The following is a 22,938-nucleotide window of genomic DNA, read 5'->3' on the forward strand; positions in this document are numbered from 1 at the left end:
ATGCAGTTTTGAAGGTACATATATCTTAAATAATAAAGCATTGAATTGAAGGCAGTATTTAATATACTGTCTTTTTTAATACATTTTTACGGATACAGAAAGGAAAAGAATGAAAAAGATATTGGCATTTGACCTTGGTTCTTCCAGTGGCCGGGCAATAGAAGGAAAATATGCGGATGGAAAACTTCAATACAAAGAAATCCACCGGTTTAAAAACGTTCCGATATGGCATAATGGACACTTATGTTGGGATTTTGAGAAGATTATGAAGGAAATTTATTTAGGGATTGAAAAGGCAGGAGAAATCGACAGCATCGGCATTGATGCATGGGGGGCAGATTTTGGCGTGCTGGATCAGAATGGAGATCTGCTGTCTCTTCCTGTACACTATCGAGACCTTCGTACAGAAGGTATGATAAAGGAAGCACAGGAAAGAATTACAGGAAAACGATTGTTTCAGTTAAGCGGTAATCAAACATATGCAACAAATACTTTATATCAGATTCTGGCGCTGCGTAAGACAGAACCCGAAATATGGAATCAGACCAGAAAGCTTCTGCATATACCGGATTTGGTTTCCTACCTTTTATGCAGAAATGCGGTCTGTGAGAGAACGATTGCATCTACAACTCAGATGCTGGATCCAGACAGTGGCATGTGGAGCCAGGAGATCCTGGATGAGTTTCAGATCCCCCGGCAGATTTTCGGGACGATGACAGACACAGGAACTATCATTGGAGAATATAAGGGAGTCAAAGTAATTACGGTGGCAGGACATGACACTCAAAGTGCAGGCGCGGCTATGACAGAGGACGTGGGGACGACAGCATTTTTAAACATTGGTACCTGGAGTCTGTTAGGAATTGAGAATGAGAAAGCGATACTGTCTGATGAAGGGTACGAACTTGGCATTTCCAATGAGCAGGGACCTTACGGCGGGATTCATTGTATCATGAACATAACCGGGATGTGGCTTTTGCAGGAATGTCGCAGAACCTGGGAAGAGGAAGGCAACTGCTATTCCTACGATAAATTAGAGAAGCTGGCAGAACAGGCAGGTGCATCCAGGAGTTTTCTGGATCCAAATGCAGCGGATTTTGCATTGCCGGGGAATATGCCGGAAAAAATCCGTACATTTTGCAGAAGAACCGGACAGAGAATACCGGAAACCGTGGGAGATATCGTCAGGTGTATTTATGAAAGTCTGGCTTCCACATACAGCAAGGAACTGAAAAAACTGGAGCAGGGAAGTGGACGGAGGATTGAAAAACTGCAGATCTTAGGAGGAGGCGCCCGTTCAGAGATGCTTTGTCAGATGACAGCAGATTATTGCGGCAGGCCGGTGACTGCGGGACCGGTAGAGGCGACTGCACTGGGCAATCTGATAATCCAGCTGAAAGCATTAGGTGAGATCGCAGATGCTTCAGATGCAAGGCGCATACTTCAGAATGGGGAAAGTTTCCGGTATTATGTGCCGCAAAGGAAATAGAGAGAATAGCCAACGGGTCATTTAACAATCTTTTTACATGAAATAGGTAGAGAAACTGTCAAATGCATGGGAAAATAAAAGATACGAACAGAATGATGTATCAGACAGGAGTATCAAGCATGAAAATGGATTATAGACAGATCTGTAAAAATGAAGAAATAAGCTTATTGATAGAGAAGGGAAATGAAATCCTGCACGAATTGGGATATACGGAACACTCCCGGAAACATGCTATGAAGGTGGCAGAAACCGCAGGGAAAATACTAAAGGAGCTGGGATACGGCAAACGGAAGATAGAGCTGGCAAAGATCGCAGGATATATGCATGACATCGGAAACAGCATCAATCGTCATGACCATGCCCAAAGCGGGGCAATCCTGGCTTACCAGATTTTAAAAGAACTTGACTTTTCGTACAGAGATATTCTGGTAGTGACTACGGCTATCGGTCATCATGACGAGGGAACCGGGACAGCTGTGGACGAAGTATCTGCGGCCCTGATACTGGCAGATAAGACAGATGTACGCCGAAATCGTGTGCAAAACCCGGTGCCGGCTTCTTTTGATATTCATGACCGGGTAAACTATGCGGCCTTATCTTCGGCATTAAGAATCCAAAAAGAAAAAGAAATCATACAGATGGAACTGGAGCTTGATGATTCCATCTGTACAGTTATGGACTATTTTGAAATTTTCCTGGGCCGTATGCTGATGTGTAAGCGTGCGGCAGAAAAATTAAATTGTAAGTTCAAATTAATCGCAAACGGGAGTAAACTTTGTTGATATAGAAACGGAAAAGTGACAGGGGACGTACACCTTTGCAAAAGGTGTACGTCCCCTGTCACTTTTTTATTTCGCAGCCAGCAGTTTTTCGATGCTGACCAGCTTCACGCTTAATACAAATATTTCGGTTGCCAGCTTCAGTTCCTCTACCGTCGGATAGGACGGTGCGATACGGATGTTGCTGTCGTGCGGATCTTTTCCATACGGGAAGGTAGCGCCGGCCGGAGTCATGATAAGTCCGGCTTCCTTTGCTTTTGCCACGATTGCTTTGGCGCAGCCATCCATGGAATCAAAGGAGATGAAATATCCGCCGCGGGGTGCAAGCCAGGAACCGATCTCCAAACCGCCCAGCTCTTTTTCGAAGGTTTTCAGAACGATATCAAATTTCGGACGCATGATATCTGCATGCTTCTTCATGTGCTCTACCATACCATGGATATTCTTGAAATATCTGGCATGTCTTAACTGATTCAGTTTGTCATGTCCGATTGTCTGGATCTTCATCATTTTCCGGATGTCAGCCAGATTTGCATCGGATGCAGCGATTGCTGCGATACCGGAGCCTGGGAAACTGATCTTGGAAGTAGAAGAGAACTTATAGACCATATCCGGGTTGCCTTCTTTTTTACATTCCATCAGGATCTCGATCAGGTAATCCTGTTTATCTTCATATAAATGGTGGATGCCGTATGCATTATCCCAGTAGATACGGAAGTCCTCTGCAGCTGGTTTCAGCTTTGCAAAACGGTGAACTGTGACATCGGAGTAAGTAATGCCCTGCGGATTGGAATATTTTGGCACGCACCAGATTCCCTTGATCGAAGGATCAGAACTTACCAGTTCTTCTACAATGTCCATATCCGGTCCTTCCGGAGTCATAGGTACATTAATCATTTCTATGCCGAAATATTCAGTGATAGCAAAATGTCTGTCGTACCCGGGAACTGGACATAAGAATTTTACTTTATCCAGCTTGCACCAGGGTGTACTTCCCATGACACCGTGTGTCATACTGCGGGCAACAGTGTCAAACATCACATTCAGGCTGGAATTTCCAAAAATTACGATGTTGTCCTTCGGAACTTCCATCATATCTGCCAGAAGCTGTTTGGCTTCTGCGATTCCATCCAGCACGCCGTAGTTGCGGCAGTCCACTCCTTCTGTACACTTCAGATCGGAATCGCTGGTCAGAACATCCATCATGCCCATAGACAAATTGAGCTGTTCCGTTGACGGTTTTCCTCTGGACATGTCCAGATTCAGATTCTGTGCCTTTACTTCTTCAAATTGAGCCTCAAGACTGCTTTTTAATTCCAATAACTCTTCTTTTGATAATTCTTTATATGCTGTCACGTTTCCATCCTCCATTTTTTTCTATCCCTCAATTTCAACATTGTAATGTGAATCTGACATTTCGTCAATAGTTTCTTGCAAAAAATAGAGGATAATCCTAATTTTTATGTAAGAAAATTCAAAAAATTGAAATATTTGAAGCTTTCATATGCAAATCTGTTAAAAAAGAGACAAAATGGAGCGGCAAATCCGGAGATTTACAGGGATCGTCTGGAAAGAATTTCATCCAGCAGGCGGAATGCGGCGTCATCTTTACTCATTAATTCTAGCTCTTTGACAGAATCCGGAGTGATGATGGTGATAATATTCGTTGTGGTTTCAAAGCCTGCGCCGGGTACCTTCAGGTTGTTGGCGGCAATCATGTCCAGATGCTTTTTCTCCAGTTTTTTCCGGGAATTTTCCAGCATGTTTTCGGTCTCCATAGAGAAGCCGCACAAAAACTGTCCAGGTTTCTTATGTTCACCCAGATATTTCAGAATATCATCTGTCCGTTCCAGTTCCAGAGAAAATGAACCGTCTGATTTTTTGACTTTTTCTTCTGCTACATGGACCGGACGGTAATCCGCTACGGCGGCTGCCTTGATAATGATGTCCATCTCGTCGCTCCGTGAAATAACGGCATCATACATATCTTTTGCAGAAACCACGGGTACGACGTCTACAAAAAGCGGCGGTGTAAGAGCTGTCCGTCCGGTGACCAGAGTGACGTCTGCGCCTCTTAACATACAGGCCTTGGCGATACTGTAGCCCATACGGCCTGAAGAATGGTTGGTGAGGAAGCGTACCGGATCGACAGCTTCCTGTGTAGGGCCGGCAGTGACAAGTACTTTTAAGCCTTTCATGTCCTGTTTGCAGGCACAGGAACGAAGGATATGTTCATATAAAATTTCCGGTTCAGGCATCTTTCCTTTTCCTTCATCACCGCAGGCCAGATGTCCGGCAGCGGGCTCTATGACCTCCATGCCGTATTTCTTTAGCAGAGCCAGATTGTCCTGTGTCACCGGATTTTCATACATGCCGGTATTCATAGCCGGAGCAACCAGTTTCGGCGCATGGCTTGCCAGGATCGTAGTGGTGAGCATGTCATCTGCCAGGCCGTGAGCCAGCTTTGCGATTACATTTGCAGTGGCGGGAGCGACCATGATGACATCAGCTTTTTTAGCCAGAGACACGTGCTCTACCTGAAATTCAAAATTGCGGTCAAAGGTATCCGTAATACATTTATGTCCTGTCAGAGTTTCAAAAGTAATAGGGTTGATAAAATTTGTGGCGTGTTCTGTCATGATTACACGGACTTCAGCTCCTGCCTTGACCAGTCTGCTTGCCAGGGAAGCGCTTTTGTAGGCGGCGATGCCGCCGGTAACGCCAAGAAGGATTGTTTTTTCTTTTAACATAAATCTTCCAGCCTTTCCTATTTATATATTAATAAGTTTTTACCAAGTTTCTTTTTTTACTATATCGTGTTTAGCACTATCTTGCAAGAAATGAACTCAGATTTAGGTGTGGTCTGCCTTAAATATTCCACAAAAAATGCTTGTCGGCTGCAAAGGCAGGTGCTATAATGTCACCGTAATTGTATTGTATCCCGCAGGAGCGGGAATGATAACAAGGAGGAATTGAATAATGAAAGCAAAGAAACACGACACACGCTGGATGGTCAGTGTTGCACTTATGGCAGCGATCATTATCGTGCTGGCAAATACGCCGCTCGGGATGATCCAGCTTCCGGTGATTAAGGCGACAACTGTACATATTCCGGTTATCATCGGCGCAATTTTGTTAGGCCCGTCTGCCGGGGCGATCCTGGGAGGAGTATTTGGAATCTGTTCGCTGATCAGCAACACGATGGCACCGACACTTTTGTCTTTTGCATTTTCGCCGTTTATGAGTACGACAGGAATTCCGGGAGCACTGAAGGCAATCTGGATTTCCGTAGGCTGCAGGATCTTGATAGGTCTTGTGTCCGGATGGCTCTGGCTCCTGCTGAAGAAACTGAAGGTCAATCAGATCATTGCCCTTCCTATTGTCGGGTTCATAGGATCCATGGTGAACACGATAACGGTTATGGGAAGTATTTATCTTCTGTTTGCCAGGCAGTATGCTGAGGCGCAGAATGTAGGTGTTACAGCTGTCTGGGGACTGATCATGGGGACAATTACCGCATCAGGAATTCCGGAGGCGATCGCAGCGGCCGTACTGGTATTGGCGCTGGGAAAAGTCCTGGTTGGAGTGTTCCGGAAGATGAATATCGGGATTGCAGGAAGTGCAATGAGCGTGTAATATAGATAGAAAACCACTGTGCTATGGTAAAGAAGTCATAACACAGTGGTTTATTTTTATGCTAAATTCAGGTATTAAGATCCCCCTGCCCAGGGGATAGAATGAAAAGGGCAGGGGGTATGACAGCTATACGCTTTCGGCGATTTCTTTTGTGACCTTCAGGAACTTGTCCACATCGTCTTTTCCGTGGCAATGCAGCGGCGATACTCGGATTGCGCCGGGGATACCAAGAGTTTCTACAATCCGTTTGGAGTACATGCTGCTTCTTACACGTTCAAATACTGTGACTCCGCGCTTCATGTATTCGATCACACAGTCTGGATAATCAATTCCTTTGATTCCCATTGCAATGATCAGATCTTTCCAGGTCAGGTCTTCCATATCTACATAGACCTCGACGCCGGGGATATGGCGAAGGCCGGGAACCTCATCAGTACCTTCCAGCATACGGTAGAGGATCGCACGCTCCTGCATATGGATGCGGTGCATGCCTTCTTCAAATAGAGTACGTTTGTCTGTGCTGTGGATAAAATGCTCTCCGATGGTGCAGACATAATCAATGACTTCCAGCATAGCAGCAAAATTGCCCGGAGACGGAGTCCCAAGCTGCCATACATTTGCATCCTTGTGGGTCAGTTTGTGGTGCATCATAGAAGCTACGCGGTCAGATACATAAGCATATCCGCAGCCACGCACTCCAAAGAATTTGTAAGGTGCGATATTTGATACATCCACGTCCCAGTCTTCCACGTCAATCGCTGCGTGAGGAGCATGTTGTACAGCGTCAGAGACGATGTAGATCTCAGGGTTGATTTCCCTTGCGCGGCGGGAAATCTCCTTGATATCCATTACATTTCCGGAAATATTAGATGCAGCCATAATACTTAAAAGACAGGTATCCTTATCAACATATTTCATGACCTCATCTACATCAATGCCGCCTGTAGTCTGATTCGCGGGAACCTCACGAAATTCGCGGCCAGTTTTCATACAGGCATATTCTACCGCATCATGAGCGGAAGGATGCTCCAGACAGGACGTAACTGCATTTGTTCCCCATTTTACATTTTCCATGATAGTGTCTACAATCTTGAACATTGTCTGTGAAGCAGACAATTCTGATACTAATGCGCCGCTTTTGGCTCCGAACACGACTTCAAGGATTTCCTTTGTGCCCTCAGATACATAATCCGCCAGTTTTAAACCGCGTGCATAATTTCGCTCCGGACAGTCTGGAAACTGTTCAGCGGCAGCTTTTGCTTCAACAGCTTTGCGGAGCCGTAAAGATCCGCCGGAGTTTTCGAAGAACAGACGTGGTCCGTACAATGGATCTTCATCTGCATAACAAAACTGTGCCTTCAGATGCTTCTGGTATTCGTCCGGGAACCAGATACCTTTCTCTGTATTCATATTTTTGCCTCCTTTTGACAACTCGATGTACTTTGGGTTTATCATAGCATGTGATGTAACATTTGTTAAATGAATAATTTTATTGTATAATATAAAAAGAATTTATATTTGTGCAGTTTGGAGGGATGGAGATGAATATATCCGAAATCGAAACTTTTTTGATGATTGTTAAGACAAAAAACATTACCAAAACAGCGGAGAATCTGTTCCTGTCCCAACCGACCGTCAGCCATCGTCTCAAATCTCTGGAGGAAGAACTGGGAGTGAAGCTGATTGCGAGGAAAAAAGGACATAAACAGATTGAACTGACCAGCCAGGGAGAGGAATTTATTCCGATTGCGGAACGGTGGGTGTCTGTCTGGCAGGAAATGCAGCTTCTGAAACATTCCAGGGAAAAGCTGTATCTGACCGTGGGGTGTACGGATACGCTCAACAGCGCCATCTTCTTTGATCTGTACCGGAATATGCTAAATGAGAAGGAGCAGTTTATCAACCTCCATATTAAAACGCACTACTCTTATGAGCTGTACAGTCTGCTGGAAAATCATGAGATAGATCTTGGGTTTGTGTATCATCATCTGCATTTCAAGAACATCGTCACCAAGCCGGTTCTTAAGGAAAAAATGTATATCATGCAGGCTGAAGACGCACCGATAAAGAAGCCGGTGATCCATACGGATGAGCTGAATCCGGATTGGGAGATTTTTGCAAGCTGGGAAGCCAATTACCAGGTCTGGCATGACCAGAATGTCAGCAAAGGAAACCGTCCCCGGGTGGAGGTTGATACCTTTGAACTCCTGCTGCATCTGATGTCGGATCCCAGAATGTGGACAATCGCACCGGTGACAGTGGTCGAAAGAATCCGGACGCTGCGTCCGATCTATGTCAGTGAAATTGGGAATACCAGTAAGCCTCCGGAGCGGGTGACTTATATGATCAAGCATAAATATCCCAATGAGGCCAGTCTGAAGGCAGTACAGGTGTTTGAAGAAAAGATGAAAGAATATTTAAAGTCAAAAGACTGGGGGTATCTCGGTTAGTCGCAATATTAAAAGATCTGCAGACAGAACTTTAGAGGTCTGTTCTGCAGATCTTTTTTTCTGCCAAATTTGCGTTCAAAGTCCATTCTACAAAATTACCAAATAATAAAAAATGTTAATATATTATACTTAAATAATTTATTTTTATATTAAAAAGCCATGTGTTAAACTGTAAACAATCAATAAGGATTGACGGAAAAAGCGGAATAAAATTGTGAAAATTCACAAATGCAGCAAGCGGAATTTGTACAAAATGTGGAAAATATGAAAGGAGGAAAACCGATGGAAGGAAAGATTTTGGCAGTGGGAGACAGTGCTGTTTCCGTTCAGCTGGGAAGTGAAATCAGCCTGGATGTCAACCAGAAAGTCAGAAAACTATTTATAAATCTGACAGAAAAGCCACTGGACGGCGTGGTCGAGATGGTACCTACTTATGCGGCACTCATGATCCATTACCGGCCTGACAAGATCTTGTTTAGACAGATGAAAGAGGAAATTGAAGAACGGTTTCGGAAATTGGAAGATTCACAGCAGACGGTACAAGAAGGGGGACGGATCGTAAAGGAAATTCCGATCTGCTATGACAGGGATCTTGCACTGGATCTGGAAGCCTGTGCGGAATTTGAACATATTTCCGTAGAGGAATTTATACGAATCCACTCCGGCCATGAGTACTACTGCTATATGCTGGGGGTGGCGCCTGGGCATCCGTATATGGCGCGTTTTGATGAACCGTTTCACTTTAAGAGAAGAGAAAGCCCGCGCGTGCGTATATCAGGAGGATCTGTTGTAGCTCAATTAAATCAGTCCAATCTGATCCCGTTCGATCAGCCATGCGGATGGAATATTGTAGGGGCTACTCCGCTTACAATCTGTGATTACAAGAAGGAAGATCCATTTTTAGTACATGCGGGAGATTGGATCAAATATGTGCCTGTAGACAGGAAAGAATATGACAGGATCAAAGAAGAAGACCAAAAGGGAACCTATCGTGTGAAAACGTATGAGAAAAGGGCGGTGTAAACATGGGAATTATAATTGAAAATCCGGGGATTTTGACTACAGTACAGGACGAAGGCCGGTTCGGAAGCCAGCAGTTTGGAGTTTCCCCGTCAGGGCCGATGGATACACAGTCCTTTTATATTGCAAACATTCTTGTGGGAAACCGTATGGGTGAAGGCGCCATTGAGATGACGTTCCAGGGACCGACGGTCCGGTTTGAAAAAGATATTATCATTGCCATTACTGGCGGTGATCTGTCGCCGACATTGAATGGGCAGCCGGCTCCGATGTATCAGGCACTGCTGGTGCATGCGGGAGACGTGCTGGCTTTTGGCGTGGGAACGATAAACGGATGCAGAGGGTATCTGGCGTTTGCCGGAGGTCTGGATGTTCCTCTGGTCATGGGGAGTAAATCCACGCTTCTGAGGAATCAACTTGGAGGTGTCCAGGGACGGAAACTGGAAAAGGGCGATGTGATAGGATTTGCGAATCCAAAGACAACACTTCCGAATATGGGGCTTCGAAAACTGGAACCAGAGGTGTTCCCGAAAGGGGAACTGACACTGCGTGTCGTAACCGGACCGCAGGATAGTGATTTTACAAAATCAGAATTAAAAAAGTTTTTCTGGTACGGAGCAAAAATTACGAATGAATTCGATCGCATGGGATGCAGGCTGGAAAGAGACGAACCGCTGCATCATAAAGGAGACGGAAATATTATTACAGACGGAATAGCATTTGGTTCCATCCAGGTGCCGACCAATGGACAGCCGATTATTATGCTGGCTGACCGGCAGACAACCGGAGGGTACACTAAGATCGGAACAGTGATTTCCGTAGATATCCCGAAGCTGGTACAGAGCGTTCCGGGATACAGGGTACGCTTTGTCAGGGTCGGCGTGGAGCTTGCTCAGAGTTTGTATATCCGCAGGCTCCGTCAGCTTCAGAATCTGGAAAAACAGCTGGGACAGTGCTAAAGGGGAAAGGAAGGGCCAGATATGGAATATGAAAAAGTTATAGATCTGATCCGGGAAGTCAAGGCGTGTGGTGTGGGAGAATTTGAGCTTCAGCAGGGCGATTTCCGGATTGCTGTGAAAATGGGCGAAAAGCAGGAGACAGCATCCCCGGCAGTACCGGCAGCTGAGAAGGAAGCCGCACAAAAGGAAGAAGCACCGGTATCGATCCAGGACGGGACCATTATACGGTCTCCACTTGTAGGAATTTATCACGGGGCAGACATATTAGCAGGCGACCAGGTGGAAGAAGGACAGGTTCTTGGTGCGATTGAGGCGATGAAACTAATGAATGATATCGTGGCTGTCTGTTCCGGTGTGGTAACAGAGGTTCTGGTAAAGGATCAGGAGCTGGTGGAATATGGGCAGCCGCTGTTTGTCATAGAGGGGTAGGGACGATGTTCAGAAAAGTACTGATTGCAAACCGAGGAGAGATTGCAGTACGCATCATACGAGCCTGCAGAGAAATGGGGATCCGTACGGCAGCGGTCTATTCGGAAGCGGATCGGGATGCCATGCATGTACGACTTGCAGACGAGGCAGTCTGCATTGGTCCGGCTTCTCCCAAGGACAGTTATCTTCGGATGGAGCAGATCATAGGCACAGCGCTTGCGCTAAAGGCAGAAGCCATCCATCCCGGCTTTGGATTTTTGTCCGAGAATGCTGAATTTGCCCGCATGTGCGGACAGTATGGAATTCAGTTTGTGGGCCCGTCTCCGGAACTGATCGACAAGATGGGAAATAAGTCAGAGGCGAAACGGACGATGAAGGCAGCCGGAATCCCGGTAGTTCCAGGAACAGATTTTCCGGTGTATGAAGAAGAGGAAGCTCTGGCGAAAGCAAAGGAAATCGGATTTCCGATTATGATCAAGGCTTCAGCCGGCGGAGGCGGAAAGGGAATGAGACTTGCCTGGGAAGAGCAGGAGTTTCCGGCAAAATTCCGGGAGGCACAGCAGGAAGCGGAAAATGCATTTGCGGATCACGCAATGTATCTGGAACGGTATATACAGTTTCCGCGCCATATTGAGGTGCAGATCATGGCAGACCGTCACGGGAACGTGATCCATCTGGGAGAGAGGGACTGCTCGATCCAAAGGAGACATCAGAAAATGATAGAGGAATCTCCATGTGCGTTTATTACCGGTGAGACAAGGAGAAAACTTTGGGAGACAGCGCTCAAAGCTTCCCATGCCGTAGGCTATGAAAATGCAGGCACTCTGGAGTTTCTGCTGGATCAGTCGGGCGAGTTTTTCTTTATGGAAATGAACACACGGATCCAGGTAGAACATCCGGTCAGCGAGCTGGTATCAGGCGTAGATCTGATCAGGGAACAGCTCCGGGTGGCAGCAGGACTGCCGTTAAGCGTAAAACAGGAGGATATCAGGTTCCGTGGGCACGCTGTTGAGTGCAGGATCAATGCCGAGGAGCCACTCCATAATTTTATGCCTTGCCCGGGAATGATAAAAAAGATGCATCTTCCCGGCGGTAATGGGATCCGTATGGACACGGCTATATATCCGGGATATCAGATACCGCCCTACTATGATTCCATGATCGTAAAGGTGATTGCCTATGATTCAGACAGGGACGGCGCGGTCCGCAAGATGATCAGCACACTGGGAGAACTGGAAATCGAGGGAGTCGCAACAAATCGGGATTTCCTATATGACGTAGTTAATCATCCGGATTTTAAAAGTGGAAGATTCCACACCGGATTTATAGAAGAAAATTATCCAATGTGATCAAAAGGAAATAAACAGGAAGGAGAATAAAAGTATGAAGATCGTAGTATTAGACGGCTACACACTGAACCCGGGAGATATTACCTGGGAAGGACTGGAGAAACTGGGAGAGGTCACTGTCTATGACAGGACAAAAGCAGAGGATGTGATCGAGAGGATTGGAGATGCACAAGCAGTTTATACCAATAAGACTCCGATCACCAGAGAGACGCTGGATGCATGCCCGAATGTGAAATTTATCGGGGTTCTGGCGACCGGATACAACATTGTAGACATCGAAGCCGCAAAGGAAAAGAATATTCCGGTCGCAAATATTCCTACTTATGGAACAGCAGCTGTTTCCCAGTTTGCTATCGGACTTTTGCTGGAGTTGTGCCATCATATCGGTGCTCATTCTGATGCGGTTAAAGCCGGGGAATGGAGCAGTAATCCGGACTGGTGCTTCTGGAAATATCCGCTGGTAGAACTGGCCGGGAAAACCATGGGAATCATCGGATTTGGCCGGATCGGACAAGAGACGGGCAAGATCGCCCAGGCGCTGGGAATGAAGGTCCTGGCTTACGATTCCTATAAACGTCCGGAACTGGAAAGCGAGACTTGTCATTATGTAGAGCTGGATGAACTTTTAAAGGAATCTGACGTGATTTCTTTGCACTGTCCGCTCTTCCCGTCTACAGAAGGCATTATTAATAAAGACACTATCGCAAAGATGAAGGACGGAGTCATGATCATCAACGATTCGAGAGGTCCTCTGATCGTAGAGCAGGATCTCAGGGAAGCATTGGACAGCGGTAAGGTGGCGGGAGCCGCATTGGATGTGGTTTCCACGGAACCGATCAAGATGGACAATCCGCTGCTGGGGGCAGAGAACGTGATCCTGACACCACATATTGCCTGGGCTCCGAAAGAATCCAGACAAAGACTGATGGACATTGCCGTTGCAAATCTGCAGGCATTTGTTGATGGTGCACCGCAGAACGTTGTAAATGCATAGGCTTTGCATATTTATATGAATGCATTGTGTCCGGAAAAGGGCAGAGCAGATAAAAGAAAAAGTATTAAGAAAGGAAGTGTGACAGGATGTATAGTATTGACTTGAACAGTGACATGGGTGAAAGTTTTGGCGCATATAAGCTGGGCGGAGATGAAGAGATTATTAAATATGTGACGACTGCAAATGTTGCCTGCGGATGGCATGCAGGTGATCCGATGGTAATGGACAAGGTAGTAAAGGCTGCAAAAGAACGAGGGGTTATGGTAGGCGCACATCCGGGATATCCGGATCTGATGGGATTCGGACGCCGTAAGATGGTGCTCTCCTTCCAGGAAGTGAAAAACTATGTAAGATACCAGATTGGCGCTCTGGCTGCTTTTACACAAAGCTATGGCATGAAGCTGCAGCACGTGGCACCTCATGGAGCAATGGGGAATCAATGCCAGTACGATGAAGAGATATCAACCGCAATCTGTGAGGCAATCTGCGAGTATGATAAGGATCTGATCGTATATTACTGTGCGGGTGCGGTTTTGGGAGAAATCGCGGAGAGCAAAGGGCTTCGTACGGCTTCTGAGATTTTTGCGGACCGTGCATATATGGATGATCTTTCGCTGGTGCCGAGGAAAATGGAAGGCTCTATGATCACGGATGAAGAAGTGGCGATCCAGCGCTGTGTAAGGATGATCAAAGAAGGCAAGGTAACATCCATCAATGGAAAGGATCTGGATATCAAGGGAGATACGCTCTGTGTACATGGAGACGGACCAAAAGCGCTTGCATTTGTACAGAGGATCCGCGAGACATTTGAAAAAGAGGGGATAGAGATCAGGCATTTATAGGAAGGGTTGTATAGCAAAGGAGAGAAAAGAAATGGGCAAAACTGAAAATAAGAAAAAGATGTCTGTCGTCAAAAAAATGATGATCGCTCTGATCGGCGGACTGTTAGTCGGACTTATATTTATGTTTATCCGCAGTTCAATGCTGGATTCTGGAAATGAAGGGACGTGGAATATCATCAACAGCCTCCTTTTCCAGGACATCACTGCGGAAGGCGGAACAAACGCTCTCGGACTCTTTTACATTATCGGCCAGCTCTTTATGAGGGGACTTCAGGCTGCCATCGTACCACTGGTACTGGTATCATTAAGTCTGGCAATGTGCAGTATTTCCAGTTCTTCCAAGCTGGGAAGAATCGCCGGGCGTACAGTGCTTGGGTTCATTTGCTTCTATATCGTTGGAGCTTTCTGTGCGGGAGTAGTTGCATTCTTTATGAAATCGGCTGGATTTTTCAATGTCAGTCTTCCGGCAGAGGAAGTAACGGAAGCAGCGACGATCGAGGCGTTTAATCCGCTTGCTACAATTGTCACAGCGGTGCCTTCCAACATTATCGAATCCATGAGCAGTAATAACAGTATCCTGGCGGTAGTTGTTGTGGCTATCGTGATCGGCCTTTGCATGAACATTCTGGGAGAAAAGACAGACCCTCTGAAACGTGTACTGGAGGCAGGAAGTGAGATTATCAATTTTTATCTGACCTTCCTCATTGATAAAGTAGGACCGGTAGCCATCTTCTGTCTGGTATCCCGTACATTTGCCATTTATGGAACGGAATATCTGGCTCCTGCAGCCGCGTATATAGTAGGTGCAATGCTTACTCTGTTTGTACTGGTGGCAACTATTTATCCAATCGGTATCTGGCTGACAACGAGACTAAATCCGATGAAGTTCTTAAGGAAGATCGCAAAGGTAGGAGTGTTTGGATTCTCTACTAACTCCTCTGCTGCAACACTGCCTCTTAACACCAGAACCTGTTTAGATGAACTTGGATGCAGCAAAGAGATTACCAGCTTTGTACTTCCGACAGGTATGACCATTAACATGAATGGTACAACGGTTATGCATATGTTTGCGGTCACGTTTATCGCTACCAGCGCAGGGATCGATGTAACGCCGGCAAATCTGGTTGTGGTTGCGTTCCTTTCCATCTGTGCGGCTATGGGATGTCCGGCAATTCCGATCGCAGGTACAACTCTGATCGTAACAATCCTTTCTGGTATGGGATGGACAACCGACGCATGTATGATTGCATATGCTCTTGTTGTTGCTATTAACCGTCCGGTAGAGATGGCGTTGCTTCCGCTGAACGTTATTGGTGATGCGGCAACGAACGTGATCGTAAATGCAAAGGAAAAGGAACTGAATAAAGAGATATACAACAGCTAAAGTCCCCGGACTTGTAATGTGAATATAATGCTGAGAAAAATATCTCTGGAGTTTATACTCCGGAGATATTTTTCGTACGTTAAGAGACAGAAGCAGATTTTAGTGCTGTCTTAAATCATGGATGTAAGCTATAATAAAACGTAGACATATAGGAGGATGATAATAGATGGATAAAGAAACTTTGATCATACTGGGAACAGGAAATGCTACCGTGACGAAATGCTTCAACACCTGTTTTGCCATTCAGACAGGAGAGGAATATTTTCTGGTTGATACCGGAGGCGGAAACGGGATCATGACGCAGCTGGAGAAAGCCCAGATCCCTATGGAAGCCATCCATGAGATTTTCATCAGTCATGAGCATACCGATCATCTGCTGGGGCTGATCTGGCTGATCCGGATGATCGCTACGAAAATGAAAAAATGGCAGTATGAGGGGAATCTGTATATTTTCTGTCATGAGGACCTGGTGGATACCATCCTGACGATCACAAAGCTTACGGTCCAGAAAAAGTTTTATCAGATGATCGGAGAACGGATCTTTTTTCAGCCGGTAAAAGATGGAGAGGCACGGGAGATTCTGGGATACAGAGTGCAGTTTTTTGATATCCAGTCGACCAAAGCCAAGCAGTATGGTTTTACCCTGCAGCTTAAAAATGGAAAGAAATTTACTTTTCTTGGAGATGAACCTTATTGTGAATGTGAAGAGCCTTATGCAAAAGATGCGGACTGGCTGCTGCATGAGGCCTTCTGCCTCTATAGGGACAGGGAAATCTACAAGCCTTATGAGAAGCATCATGCCACGGTGAAGGAGGCCTGCGAGGATGGAGAAAATCTGGGTGCAAAAAATCTGATCCTCTATCATACGGAGGATAAGAATCTGGAAAACCGAAGAAAGCTCTATACGGAAGAAGGGCGGCAGTATTACCATGGGAATCTGATCGTGCCTGAAGATCTGGAGCGGATTATATTATAAAAGAGGGGAAAAGTCCCCTCTTTTTCGATTAGGTATCTTTATGCTATGCTGTCCGCCTGGCCCAGGTTCCGTGCAGATAGCAGATGATTCCCGCACAGGCTACCAGGATCCAGGTAATCCCTTCGGAGAGCCAGATCCCCCACTGGCCGATCAGGGGAAGAGACGTGAGGAGCACAGCGGATCCGACACGCCCTACAACCTCCAGAATACCGCTGATATACGCAAACGCTGCATTTCCGGCGCCGTTCAAGACACCGCGGAAAATATAAAGAAGCCCCCATGCGATAAAAAACCAGCTGGTCAGTGCAAGGGCGAAAGCGCCGGTCTGTATCACAGAGGTGTCGTCCACGAACAGGGTCATAAATGCACTGCCAAACAGGTGCATAAGAACGACCATACACAGTGAAAAGGCGGCTGTGATCCAGACGCAGAAGCGGGTCCCCTCACGGACACGGCTGACTTTGCCTGCCCCCAGGTTCTGAGCGGTATAGCTGGATAATGCCGTATTCATGGTAAGATAGATCTGCCCCAGCATTGTCTCGATACGGTTGGTGGCTGTAAAAGCTGCAACGATCGCTGTCCCAAAGGAATTAATGACTGTCTGGAGAGCGACACAGGAAATAGCGATCAGTGCATCCTGCAGTGCAAGAGGCAGGCCGATATGGGTCATCTGGCCAAGAAGTATTTTATCTGGTCGGAACTGTTCCTTTTTTAAGCGAAAAAAAGGATTGGTGTGCAGTGCAAAAATCAGACAGGTGCATGCGGAAACAAACTGGGCAAGTGAAGTGGCAAGAGCGGTTCCGGCGACCCCCAAATGAAAGACGAGGACAAAGAGAAGATCCAGTCCTACATTTAAAAGGGAGGCGATCACAAGAAAGATTAAAGGCGTCTTACTGTCACCCAGTGCCCGCAGTATGGAAGAAATGCCATTGTAAAAGGCTACGCCCAGAATCCCGGCGCTGGTGATCTGAAAATAGGCAACCGCATCCTTCAGAATGTCAGAAGGAGTGCCAAGATAAAGCAGGATAGGCCGGGCAAAGCAAATGCCGGTAACTGTAAGAAGGATTGCCGCTCCTAAGAGAAGAAAAACAGAATTGGCAATACCCTTCTGTACCTGCTCATCTTTTCCGGCGCCGAAATATCGGGCAATGATGATCCCGATTCCGGCGGACAGGCCGAAAAATAAAGAAAAAAACAAGTAGGTCAGTGACCCGCAGGCTCCGATTGCCGCAAGGGCATCCGCACCTACAAAGCGTCCTACAATAATAGAATCTGTCATTGTATAAAGCTGCTGGATCAGGCTTCCTGCAAGTATAGGAAGAGAAAATGAAACAAGAAGCTTTGAGGGAGAGCCGGCAGTCATATCTTGTACAAACTTCATAACAATAATCCCTTTCTTTTCATTGATGTCAGTATGGAAAACCATTCCTGTGACATGATATCTTTTCTTTTTTGTGAAAACAAGATAAAATAGAGCTATAATTAGCATATTTGAACACTGATGATAAAAAATGCTAGAAACAGGCAGGTGTAAAGATGAAAGAAGAAATTTCATTATATGATATTTTAAAACAGTTATACAGTATTTCGGGAATCTTGATCGATGTATACAGCCTGGACGGCGAATCTCTGGCCAGATATCCGGACCGCGGGGCCGAGCTTTGCAGATTGGTCAATGAAGATCCCAGGGGGTGCGTCAGATGCGGGCGGGCGAACCAGGAGGGATTTGCCCAGGTCAGGAAAGAGCATAAGGTACATATCTACAAATGTCATATGGGACTTTACGAGGCTGTGGTGCCTTTGTATTACTATGGAACGCTGGCCGGCTATATGATGATGGGGCAGATGCTGGAAAAGGGAGAGGAAGCGAGAGCGGAAGTTATAGAGAAAGCCGAAAATCTGGGACTGGGAACGACAGAGGCCATTAAAAGTGCTGTAGAGGATTTGGTTCAGATTGATCTGGAGGAGATTGAAACCTTCGTGACACTCTGCCGGATCTGTGCGGACTATATCACCAACCATCACCAATTTCCGGTATCAGCCGGAGATATGGCAGAAGAAGTGCGTCTGTATCTGGAAGAGCACTATGGAGAAAAGATTACCTTAAAAAGGCTGTGCAGCTGGTTTGGCTACAGTAAGACCCGGCTGAATCAGCTGTTTCGGGAAAGTATGGGGATGTCCATATATCATTGCCTGATGGAAATACGGATGGAGAAGGCAAAAGAAAGCCTGAAGAAGTCGGAAAAGTCCATCTACTCCATTGCTCAGGAGTGTGGATTTTCTGATCAGAATTATTTTGCGCGCCAGTTCAAAAAGCATACCGGGTATACGCCGGGAGAGTACCGCAGGAACAGCTAGAAAACAGATTTGCCAAATAAATATTTCTGCAACCAAATGCCCTTATATACCGTCTAACCTGTGTAAGCAAAAGAAAAGTGGCCTCTTTTCTGAAAGGAGAAACAATGAGAGAGAATCAAAATAAGGAGCATCTAAAGCTTGTAAGGCAGGCGGTACGCGGCAACCCAGAGGCTTATGGCAGATTGATATCCGAGTATCAGGAGTACCTGTATAAAATGGCGTTCCTCTATATGCGTAATCAGGAAGACGCCCTGGATCTGGTGGGATCCGTGGTGCTGAAAGGATATCAGAATATCCACCGCCTTAAGAATCCGGAGTGGTTCAAAACCTGGCTGACACGGATATTGATCAATCTGGCCGTAGATGAAAAGAAGAAAACATTATACTGTGTAGATATCTCTGAGGTTCAGATATCCGGAAAAGCATGTTCCCTACAGAGGGCTATGATCTGTCAAAGATCACGGTGTATTCCCTCGATGTGTCTAATGCGTCTGAGGCAGAATGGGAGGAGATGTGGGAGAAGCTGTATGACGAAAGCTTTGCGCCGCAGCTGCCGGGATGGCTGGAGGAGCGGTCGGCGGCAAAGATGGAAATTGATCTTACTGATTGACGATAAAAGAGCTAGAAACGCTTATTTGACAAGTATTTCTAGCTCTTTAACAGCAGGGGATGATAATCGAATACAGCCGTAATGTCCGATTATCCCCGTATCCCTTTTCCAGATGAATTTTCCCCCTGATCTTTGCACATAATCCATGTGGTTGTTACATTAATTATAGCAAGTCCCGCAATCAAAAGGAGAAGCCATGATATGGGCCATGCAAATTTAAAATACGACAATTTCTGTTCCATATAGTATCGGATCATTAGAAGAATACCCATCCCCACAGTCATCAAAAGTCCCACAGTGAAGAGACAATAATAACCTCCTTCTGCCTGTATCATTGTCCGCTTTTGCCTTTCTGTCATGCCAACGCTTTCCATGATCTTCAGTTCTTTTTTCCTTGCGAGAACGCCTGTGACCATCACATTAAAATAGTTTGTAAAGCCTGCCAGTAAAAGGACAGCACTGATACTGCCGAGGATCAGCCTGTTTCTCTGGATCTCAGAGGCCGCCTCAGTCATCAGATCAGACTTGCTGATGCAGAAGATCCCGGCTTCTCCGGTTCCTTCGTCAAATGCCGTTTCCGCCATCCGGCTCCGGCGCTGGTTTTCTTCGGAAATGATTTTCTGTATTGAGGTTTTCACAGAGGGTTCTTTTTCATGATCCACGTTCAGCTCCATGTATAGTCTTTTCTTCTCTGTGGGAATCCTTTGGAATCCCTTTTCGCTGATCAAGAAATACAGACCTCCTTCTGAACCGTGCCATGTCTGCCGGATCTCCGGGAAATCTTCCCTTCGGTTATCAAGATACCCGCATAAAGTAAAGTCCTCTGACTGTTTCATTTGGAAATCCCCTGCTTCTTCCTGTTCTGTCTGTTCCTGAGCTGTCATGTTGTTCCATCGGATCCTGTCTTCCCGCGATATCATTGTCTTAAAATAAACAGGCTCCCCTATACTTTCTTTCACCAGCTTTTCCTGTGCGGCAGACAATGCATGATCATGAAGGATCAGAACTCCGGTGCCATTCTCAAGAGAATCCATGTCAACAGGAAGGCTGTTTGTTTCCACATATTTTTTCAGAGATTCAATCTCATCCTCCTTCAGGATCTGGACCACATCCTGATCCCATCCTTCGATCATTTCATCTTCAGCGTCCTCTGCGAGAAATACCTGATCCAGCGGACGGATTCCTTTTTTAGAGATCACAGTGTAAAGATAAGCGCCTTCCATGATATAAGACTTGTCCGTATCAACTCCATCTATCTCCATCAGTTCTTTTCTGACCTCCAAAGATATTGGAGAGAATTCGTCATAATCATTATCATACAGCAGATCAAAACAGTCTCCTTCTGTCAACATGGGATCCTGCCCTGCATCCCGCGTCTGATATTCCTCTCCATATCCCTGCTCACGTCCGGAAGTGCTGAACTGACCTGCGATCAGGAAATCCGGACGCTGTTCAATGACATGTACATAGTCGCTTCCAGCTGTAATCACAACAGCTCCAAGAAAAGCTTCCAGACCAAGGAAGAGAGAAAGCACGGTCAGAAGGAACTGTTTCCTGTGACCGGAAATATTTCTCCACGCCAGATAACACATTTCCCCGGCAGAGGTCCGTTTTCTTTTCGTGAAAACCGGCTTTCTTTCCTTGTGAGATCGTTTTTTGCCCTGCGTTCCTGTGTATCCGGTACTTTCCACACAGGACATCCTTACTGTTCTTACGATCACTCCGGCTGACGCTGCCAGAAGGATCCCGTCCGTAAAGAGGACGGATAATAAGAGGATGACCGGATGGAAAAGACAAAACCCTTCAGCGCCTCCTGTTTCTCTGAAATACTGACTGTTCAGGATTGCCGGGATAACTCCCGCCAGCAAAATGGCAGACAAAGCCGCACCGGCCGCTGTTCCGAGAACGAGGATCCGCCGGATCTGACTGTAGTAGATTTTGGAAAGCTGTCTTTGCGTCGATCCGATTGTGTTTAAGAGTCCGAGTTTCCGGATATCCCCTGCCATTGAGATCTGAAGCACATTATAGCACAGGAAGAAGACGCCGCACAAAGTAATAACAGCTCCGAGAACCGCCATGCCATAACCGCCCGTCATGCCCGCCACTGCCTGATATCCCGCCGTATCGGTTACCGTGATCTTCTGACTCTGATCCTTCATAGGCAGCTCTTCATACAGCCGTTCTTCTGTTTCCTGCCAGCCAAGCCGGTCTGACTGACGGAAGACCAGATCTGCCTCATCATCAGGATGAATGCCCCAGGCCTCCAGCTTTTTCTCTGAAATATAACCCGGAGCAGCCTCATTACTGTGATCAGTAAACCAGCCGCTCAGGGAAAATGTTTCTTCCGAACTCTGAAAAATTCCGATGGAAACATTGAGAGGGATCTCCATGCCCTCCTGAGGCCTGGTAATTCCCAGAGCTTTCAGCGCCTTTTCGGAAAGCATGATCTCAGACTCTTTTTCAGGATAACTTCCCCGAATCTTTGTATAGGCTGGACGAAGCAGATCCTTCCATGCATCCGGATCTGCCCATCTGATTGTACAGACCGTGGTCTTTTCACTCTCAGCACCGGAATCCTTTTCTGCAGCCGTCGCCGCTCCCACGGTAAAACATCTGCCCGTCTGTTTTATATAATCCAGGGATTTAAGTGCTGCATATTGGGACGCAGTTCCGCTTTCCACAACTCCGGACGCAGCCGTTCCATTCTCACGTATCATACTTAACTCTTCCGAACGGATCTTTCCCCGGGAAATACCGAACACCATTGTCAGGGTGATAATGCTCAAAACCACCGTCATAAAAAGGATCCGGTTTCTCCCTTTCGCCGATCCGGTAAATGAAACAGCAAGCATACGGATCACATTTCGGTTATCATTGGGAGTGTAGTTTCTTCTCTTCATACCTGCACCTCCCGGGTGAAACCTGCGGCAGTGTCACAGATCCGTCCGTCTGACATCCGGATGATCCGGTCAGCCATCTGGGCTACTTCCTCCTGATGGGTGACAACGATTACTGTCTGGTGGAATCGAAAGGCGCAGGATCTCAGAAGTCCTGTTACTTCCATTCCGATAACAGAGTCCAGATTCCCTGTGGGTTCATCTGCCAGCAGGACAGCCGGTTTCGTCAGCATCGCTCTTGCGATCGCGGTTCTCTGCTGCTGACCGCCGGAAAGAGTACCGGGGAGCCTGTCTAACTTATCTGCCAGACCGAGAAGATCCGTGATCTCTTCAAAAAATCGTTCATCTATGCACTGTCCGTCCAACCTGAGAGGAAGAACAATGTTTTCATAGACACTGAGAGACGGGATCAGATTATACTGCTGAAATACAAACCCGATATTCCGTCTTCGGAATACTGTACGCTCCTCCCTGTCCAGATCTTTCAGGCTGATCCCACGGATCCAGACTCCGCCGAAATCGGGTACATCCAGCCCGCCCAGCATATTCAGCAGAGTGGTCTTTCCACTGCCCGATGTTCCGACTACTGCGAGAAATTCACCTTCCTCTGCTGTCAGTGACACACCGTCCAAAGCACGGACTTCATAGGTGTCAGTGACATAATATTTCTTCAGATTTACTGCATTTACCATATCCATATCTCAATCTCCTATAGCTGTTTTTCTTTAGTGTAAACAGTAAATCTTACAAATTCCTGACAGCCTTC

20 protein-coding genes and 1 pseudogene are annotated in these 22,938 nt (G+C 46.4%); 15 read left to right on the forward strand and 6 right to left on the reverse strand.

Annotated elements, in window-relative coordinates; all coding sequences use genetic code 11:
• Positions 1 to 109: 109 nt before the first annotated feature.
• The gene (locus BKD12_RS13595) at positions 110 to 1,489 is read left to right on the forward strand and encodes a rhamnulokinase (RefSeq protein ID WP_070089894.1); all 1,380 of its coding nucleotides are present in this window, start codon (positions 110 to 112) and stop codon (positions 1,487 to 1,489) included.
• Positions 1,490 to 1,608: 119 nt separating this feature from the next.
• Positions 1,609 to 2,271 (forward strand): HD domain-containing protein, encoded by a 663-nt coding sequence (locus BKD12_RS13600; RefSeq protein WP_070089895.1) that lies wholly within the window; start codon positions 1,609 to 1,611, stop codon positions 2,269 to 2,271.
• Positions 2,272 to 2,337: 66 nt separating this feature from the next.
• Here BKD12_RS13600 and BKD12_RS13605 read toward each other — a convergent pair whose 3' ends face one another.
• On the reverse strand, positions 2,338 to 3,624 hold the full coding sequence (locus BKD12_RS13605; RefSeq protein ID WP_070090067.1) for an aspartate aminotransferase type Ic: 1,287 nt from the start codon (positions 3,622 to 3,624) through the stop codon (positions 2,338 to 2,340).
• Positions 3,625 to 3,821: 197 nt separating this feature from the next.
• Positions 3,822 to 5,018, reverse strand: a complete 1,197-nt coding sequence (gene coaBC / locus BKD12_RS13610) for a bifunctional phosphopantothenoylcysteine decarboxylase/phosphopantothenate--cysteine ligase CoaBC (protein WP_070089896.1) — start codon at positions 5,016 to 5,018, stop codon at positions 3,822 to 3,824.
• Between the two features lie 229 nt (positions 5,019 to 5,247).
• On the opposite strand from coaBC, the gene BKD12_RS13615 reads away from it, so the two are divergent.
• A complete protein-coding gene (locus tag BKD12_RS13615; RefSeq protein WP_070089897.1) occupies positions 5,248 to 5,904 on the forward strand; it encodes an ECF transporter S component in 657 nt (218 codons plus the stop codon).
• Positions 5,905 to 6,030: 126 nt separating this feature from the next.
• On the opposite strand, the gene BKD12_RS13620 is transcribed toward BKD12_RS13615, so the two are convergent.
• Entirely contained in the window at positions 6,031 to 7,314 is a 1,284-nt protein-coding gene (locus BKD12_RS13620) for an aminotransferase class V-fold PLP-dependent enzyme (protein ID WP_070089898.1), read from the reverse strand.
• Between the two features lie 131 nt (positions 7,315 to 7,445).
• Here BKD12_RS13620 and BKD12_RS13625 point away from each other — a divergent pair, with 131 nt between their 5' ends.
• The 9 genes from BKD12_RS13625 (at position 7,446) to BKD12_RS13665 (ending at position 16,307) form a co-directional block, all read left to right on the forward strand.
• Positions 7,446 to 8,354, forward strand: a complete 909-nt coding sequence (locus BKD12_RS13625) for a LysR family transcriptional regulator (RefSeq protein ID WP_070089899.1) — start codon at positions 7,446 to 7,448, stop codon at positions 8,352 to 8,354.
• Positions 8,355 to 8,636: 282 nt separating this feature from the next.
• Entirely contained in the window at positions 8,637 to 9,377 is a 741-nt protein-coding gene (locus tag BKD12_RS13630; protein ID WP_070090068.1) for a 5-oxoprolinase subunit B family protein, read from the forward strand.
• A 2-nt stretch (positions 9,378 to 9,379) separates the two neighbouring features.
• Positions 9,380 to 10,333: a 5-oxoprolinase subunit C family protein gene (locus BKD12_RS13635; RefSeq protein WP_070089900.1), complete on the forward strand. Its 954-nt coding sequence runs from the start codon at positions 9,380 to 9,382 to the stop codon at positions 10,331 to 10,333.
• A gap of 21 nt (positions 10,334 to 10,354) precedes the next feature.
• Positions 10,355 to 10,762, forward strand: coding sequence for an acetyl-CoA carboxylase biotin carboxyl carrier protein (locus BKD12_RS13640; protein WP_070089901.1), 408 nt, complete (start codon positions 10,355 to 10,357; stop codon positions 10,760 to 10,762).
• Positions 10,763 to 10,767: 5 nt separating this feature from the next.
• Positions 10,768 to 12,111, forward strand: coding sequence for an acetyl-CoA carboxylase biotin carboxylase subunit (gene accC, locus BKD12_RS13645; RefSeq protein ID WP_070089902.1), 1,344 nt, complete (start codon positions 10,768 to 10,770; stop codon positions 12,109 to 12,111).
• A 34-nt stretch (positions 12,112 to 12,145) separates the two neighbouring features.
• Positions 12,146 to 13,105 (forward strand): D-2-hydroxyacid dehydrogenase, encoded by a 960-nt coding sequence (locus BKD12_RS13650; RefSeq protein WP_070089903.1) that lies wholly within the window; start codon positions 12,146 to 12,148, stop codon positions 13,103 to 13,105.
• Positions 13,106 to 13,191: 86 nt separating this feature from the next.
• Positions 13,192 to 13,947, forward strand: a complete 756-nt coding sequence (locus tag BKD12_RS13655; protein ID WP_070089904.1) for a LamB/YcsF family protein — start codon at positions 13,192 to 13,194, stop codon at positions 13,945 to 13,947.
• 31 nt (positions 13,948 to 13,978) lie between these two features.
• A complete protein-coding gene (locus BKD12_RS13660; protein WP_070089905.1) occupies positions 13,979 to 15,331 on the forward strand; it encodes a dicarboxylate/amino acid:cation symporter in 1,353 nt (450 codons plus the stop codon).
• A gap of 166 nt (positions 15,332 to 15,497) precedes the next feature.
• A complete protein-coding gene (locus tag BKD12_RS13665) occupies positions 15,498 to 16,307 on the forward strand; it encodes an MBL fold metallo-hydrolase (protein WP_070089906.1) in 810 nt (269 codons plus the stop codon).
• Positions 16,308 to 16,350: 43 nt separating this feature from the next.
• Here the strand turns inward: BKD12_RS13665 and BKD12_RS13670 are convergent, their stop codons facing one another.
• Positions 16,351 to 17,688: an MATE family efflux transporter gene (locus tag BKD12_RS13670; protein ID WP_176730976.1), complete on the reverse strand. Its 1,338-nt coding sequence runs from the start codon at positions 17,686 to 17,688 to the stop codon at positions 16,351 to 16,353.
• Between the two features lie 155 nt (positions 17,689 to 17,843).
• Between BKD12_RS13670 and BKD12_RS13675 the strand changes: the two genes are divergently transcribed.
• The 3 genes and pseudogenes from BKD12_RS13675 to BKD12_RS17320 all read left to right on the forward strand — a co-directional run bounded on the left by BKD12_RS13675 (position 17,844) and on the right by BKD12_RS17320 (position 19,275).
• Positions 17,844 to 18,665 carry a helix-turn-helix domain-containing protein gene (locus BKD12_RS13675; RefSeq protein ID WP_070089907.1) on the forward strand — a complete coding sequence of 274 codons (822 nt, stop codon included), beginning with the start codon at positions 17,844 to 17,846 and terminating at the stop codon, positions 18,663 to 18,665.
• A gap of 104 nt (positions 18,666 to 18,769) precedes the next feature.
• Positions 18,770 to 19,030: pseudogene (locus tag BKD12_RS17580) on the forward strand (sigma factor); the annotation flags it as partial.
• A gap of 59 nt (positions 19,031 to 19,089) precedes the next feature.
• Positions 19,090 to 19,275 carry a hypothetical protein gene (locus BKD12_RS17320; protein ID WP_070089908.1) on the forward strand — a complete coding sequence of 62 codons (186 nt, stop codon included), beginning with the start codon at positions 19,090 to 19,092 and terminating at the stop codon, positions 19,273 to 19,275.
• An 89-nt stretch (positions 19,276 to 19,364) separates the two neighbouring features.
• On the opposite strand, the gene BKD12_RS13685 is transcribed toward BKD12_RS17320, so the two are convergent.
• Together BKD12_RS13685 and BKD12_RS13690 are read right to left on the reverse strand one after the other, a co-directional pair.
• Positions 19,365 to 22,175, reverse strand: a complete 2,811-nt coding sequence (locus tag BKD12_RS13685) for an ABC transporter permease (protein ID WP_070089909.1) — start codon at positions 22,173 to 22,175, stop codon at positions 19,365 to 19,367.
• Complete coding sequence (locus BKD12_RS13690; RefSeq protein ID WP_070089910.1) at positions 22,172 to 22,870, reverse strand: ABC transporter ATP-binding protein; 699 nt, start codon at positions 22,868 to 22,870, stop codon at positions 22,172 to 22,174. Before BKD12_RS13690 ends, BKD12_RS13685 begins: the two co-directional genes overlap by 4 nt.
• Positions 22,871 to 22,938 lie beyond the last annotated feature (68 nt).

Origin of the sequence: Merdimonas faecis (genome assembly GCF_001754075.1) — a bacterium.
GTDB lineage: Bacteria > Bacillota > Clostridia > Lachnospirales > Lachnospiraceae > Merdimonas > Merdimonas faecis.

What these genes read in the sequence shown, in the direction of transcription:
- BKD12_RS13595 (WP_070089894.1), top strand. Translation starts at nt 110, where the DNA reads ATGAAAAAGATATTGGCATTTGACCTTGGTTCTTCCAGTGGCCGGGCA.
- BKD12_RS13600 (WP_070089895.1), top strand. Translation starts at nt 1,609, where the DNA reads ATGAAAATGGATTATAGACAGATCTGTAAAAATGAAGAAATAAGCTTA.
- coaBC (WP_070089896.1), bottom strand. Translation starts at nt 5,018, where the DNA reads ATGTTAAAAGAAAAAACAATCCTTCTTGGCGTTACCGGCGGCATCGCC.
- BKD12_RS13615 (WP_070089897.1), top strand. Translation starts at nt 5,248, where the DNA reads ATGAAAGCAAAGAAACACGACACACGCTGGATGGTCAGTGTTGCACTT.
- BKD12_RS13620 (WP_070089898.1), bottom strand. Translation starts at nt 7,314, where the DNA reads ATGAATACAGAGAAAGGTATCTGGTTCCCGGACGAATACCAGAAGCAT.
- BKD12_RS13625 (WP_070089899.1), top strand. Translation starts at nt 7,446, where the DNA reads ATGAATATATCCGAAATCGAAACTTTTTTGATGATTGTTAAGACAAAA.
- BKD12_RS13630 (WP_070090068.1), top strand. Translation starts at nt 8,637, where the DNA reads ATGGAAGGAAAGATTTTGGCAGTGGGAGACAGTGCTGTTTCCGTTCAG.
- BKD12_RS13635 (WP_070089900.1), top strand. Translation starts at nt 9,380, where the DNA reads ATGGGAATTATAATTGAAAATCCGGGGATTTTGACTACAGTACAGGAC.
- BKD12_RS13640 (WP_070089901.1), top strand. Translation starts at nt 10,355, where the DNA reads ATGGAATATGAAAAAGTTATAGATCTGATCCGGGAAGTCAAGGCGTGT.
- accC (WP_070089902.1), top strand. Translation starts at nt 10,768, where the DNA reads ATGTTCAGAAAAGTACTGATTGCAAACCGAGGAGAGATTGCAGTACGC.
- BKD12_RS13650 (WP_070089903.1), top strand. Translation starts at nt 12,146, where the DNA reads ATGAAGATCGTAGTATTAGACGGCTACACACTGAACCCGGGAGATATT.
- BKD12_RS13655 (WP_070089904.1), top strand. Translation starts at nt 13,192, where the DNA reads ATGTATAGTATTGACTTGAACAGTGACATGGGTGAAAGTTTTGGCGCA.
- BKD12_RS13660 (WP_070089905.1), top strand. Translation starts at nt 13,979, where the DNA reads ATGGGCAAAACTGAAAATAAGAAAAAGATGTCTGTCGTCAAAAAAATG.
- BKD12_RS13665 (WP_070089906.1), top strand. Translation starts at nt 15,498, where the DNA reads ATGGATAAAGAAACTTTGATCATACTGGGAACAGGAAATGCTACCGTG.
- BKD12_RS13670 (WP_176730976.1), bottom strand. Translation starts at nt 17,688, where the DNA reads ATGAAGTTTGTACAAGATATGACTGCCGGCTCTCCCTCAAAGCTTCTT.
- BKD12_RS13675 (WP_070089907.1), top strand. Translation starts at nt 17,844, where the DNA reads ATGAAAGAAGAAATTTCATTATATGATATTTTAAAACAGTTATACAGT.
- BKD12_RS17320 (WP_070089908.1), top strand. Translation starts at nt 19,090, where the DNA reads ATGTTCCCTACAGAGGGCTATGATCTGTCAAAGATCACGGTGTATTCC.
- BKD12_RS13685 (WP_070089909.1), bottom strand. Translation starts at nt 22,175, where the DNA reads ATGAAGAGAAGAAACTACACTCCCAATGATAACCGAAATGTGATCCGT.
- BKD12_RS13690 (WP_070089910.1), bottom strand. Translation starts at nt 22,870, where the DNA reads ATGGATATGGTAAATGCAGTAAATCTGAAGAAATATTATGTCACTGAC.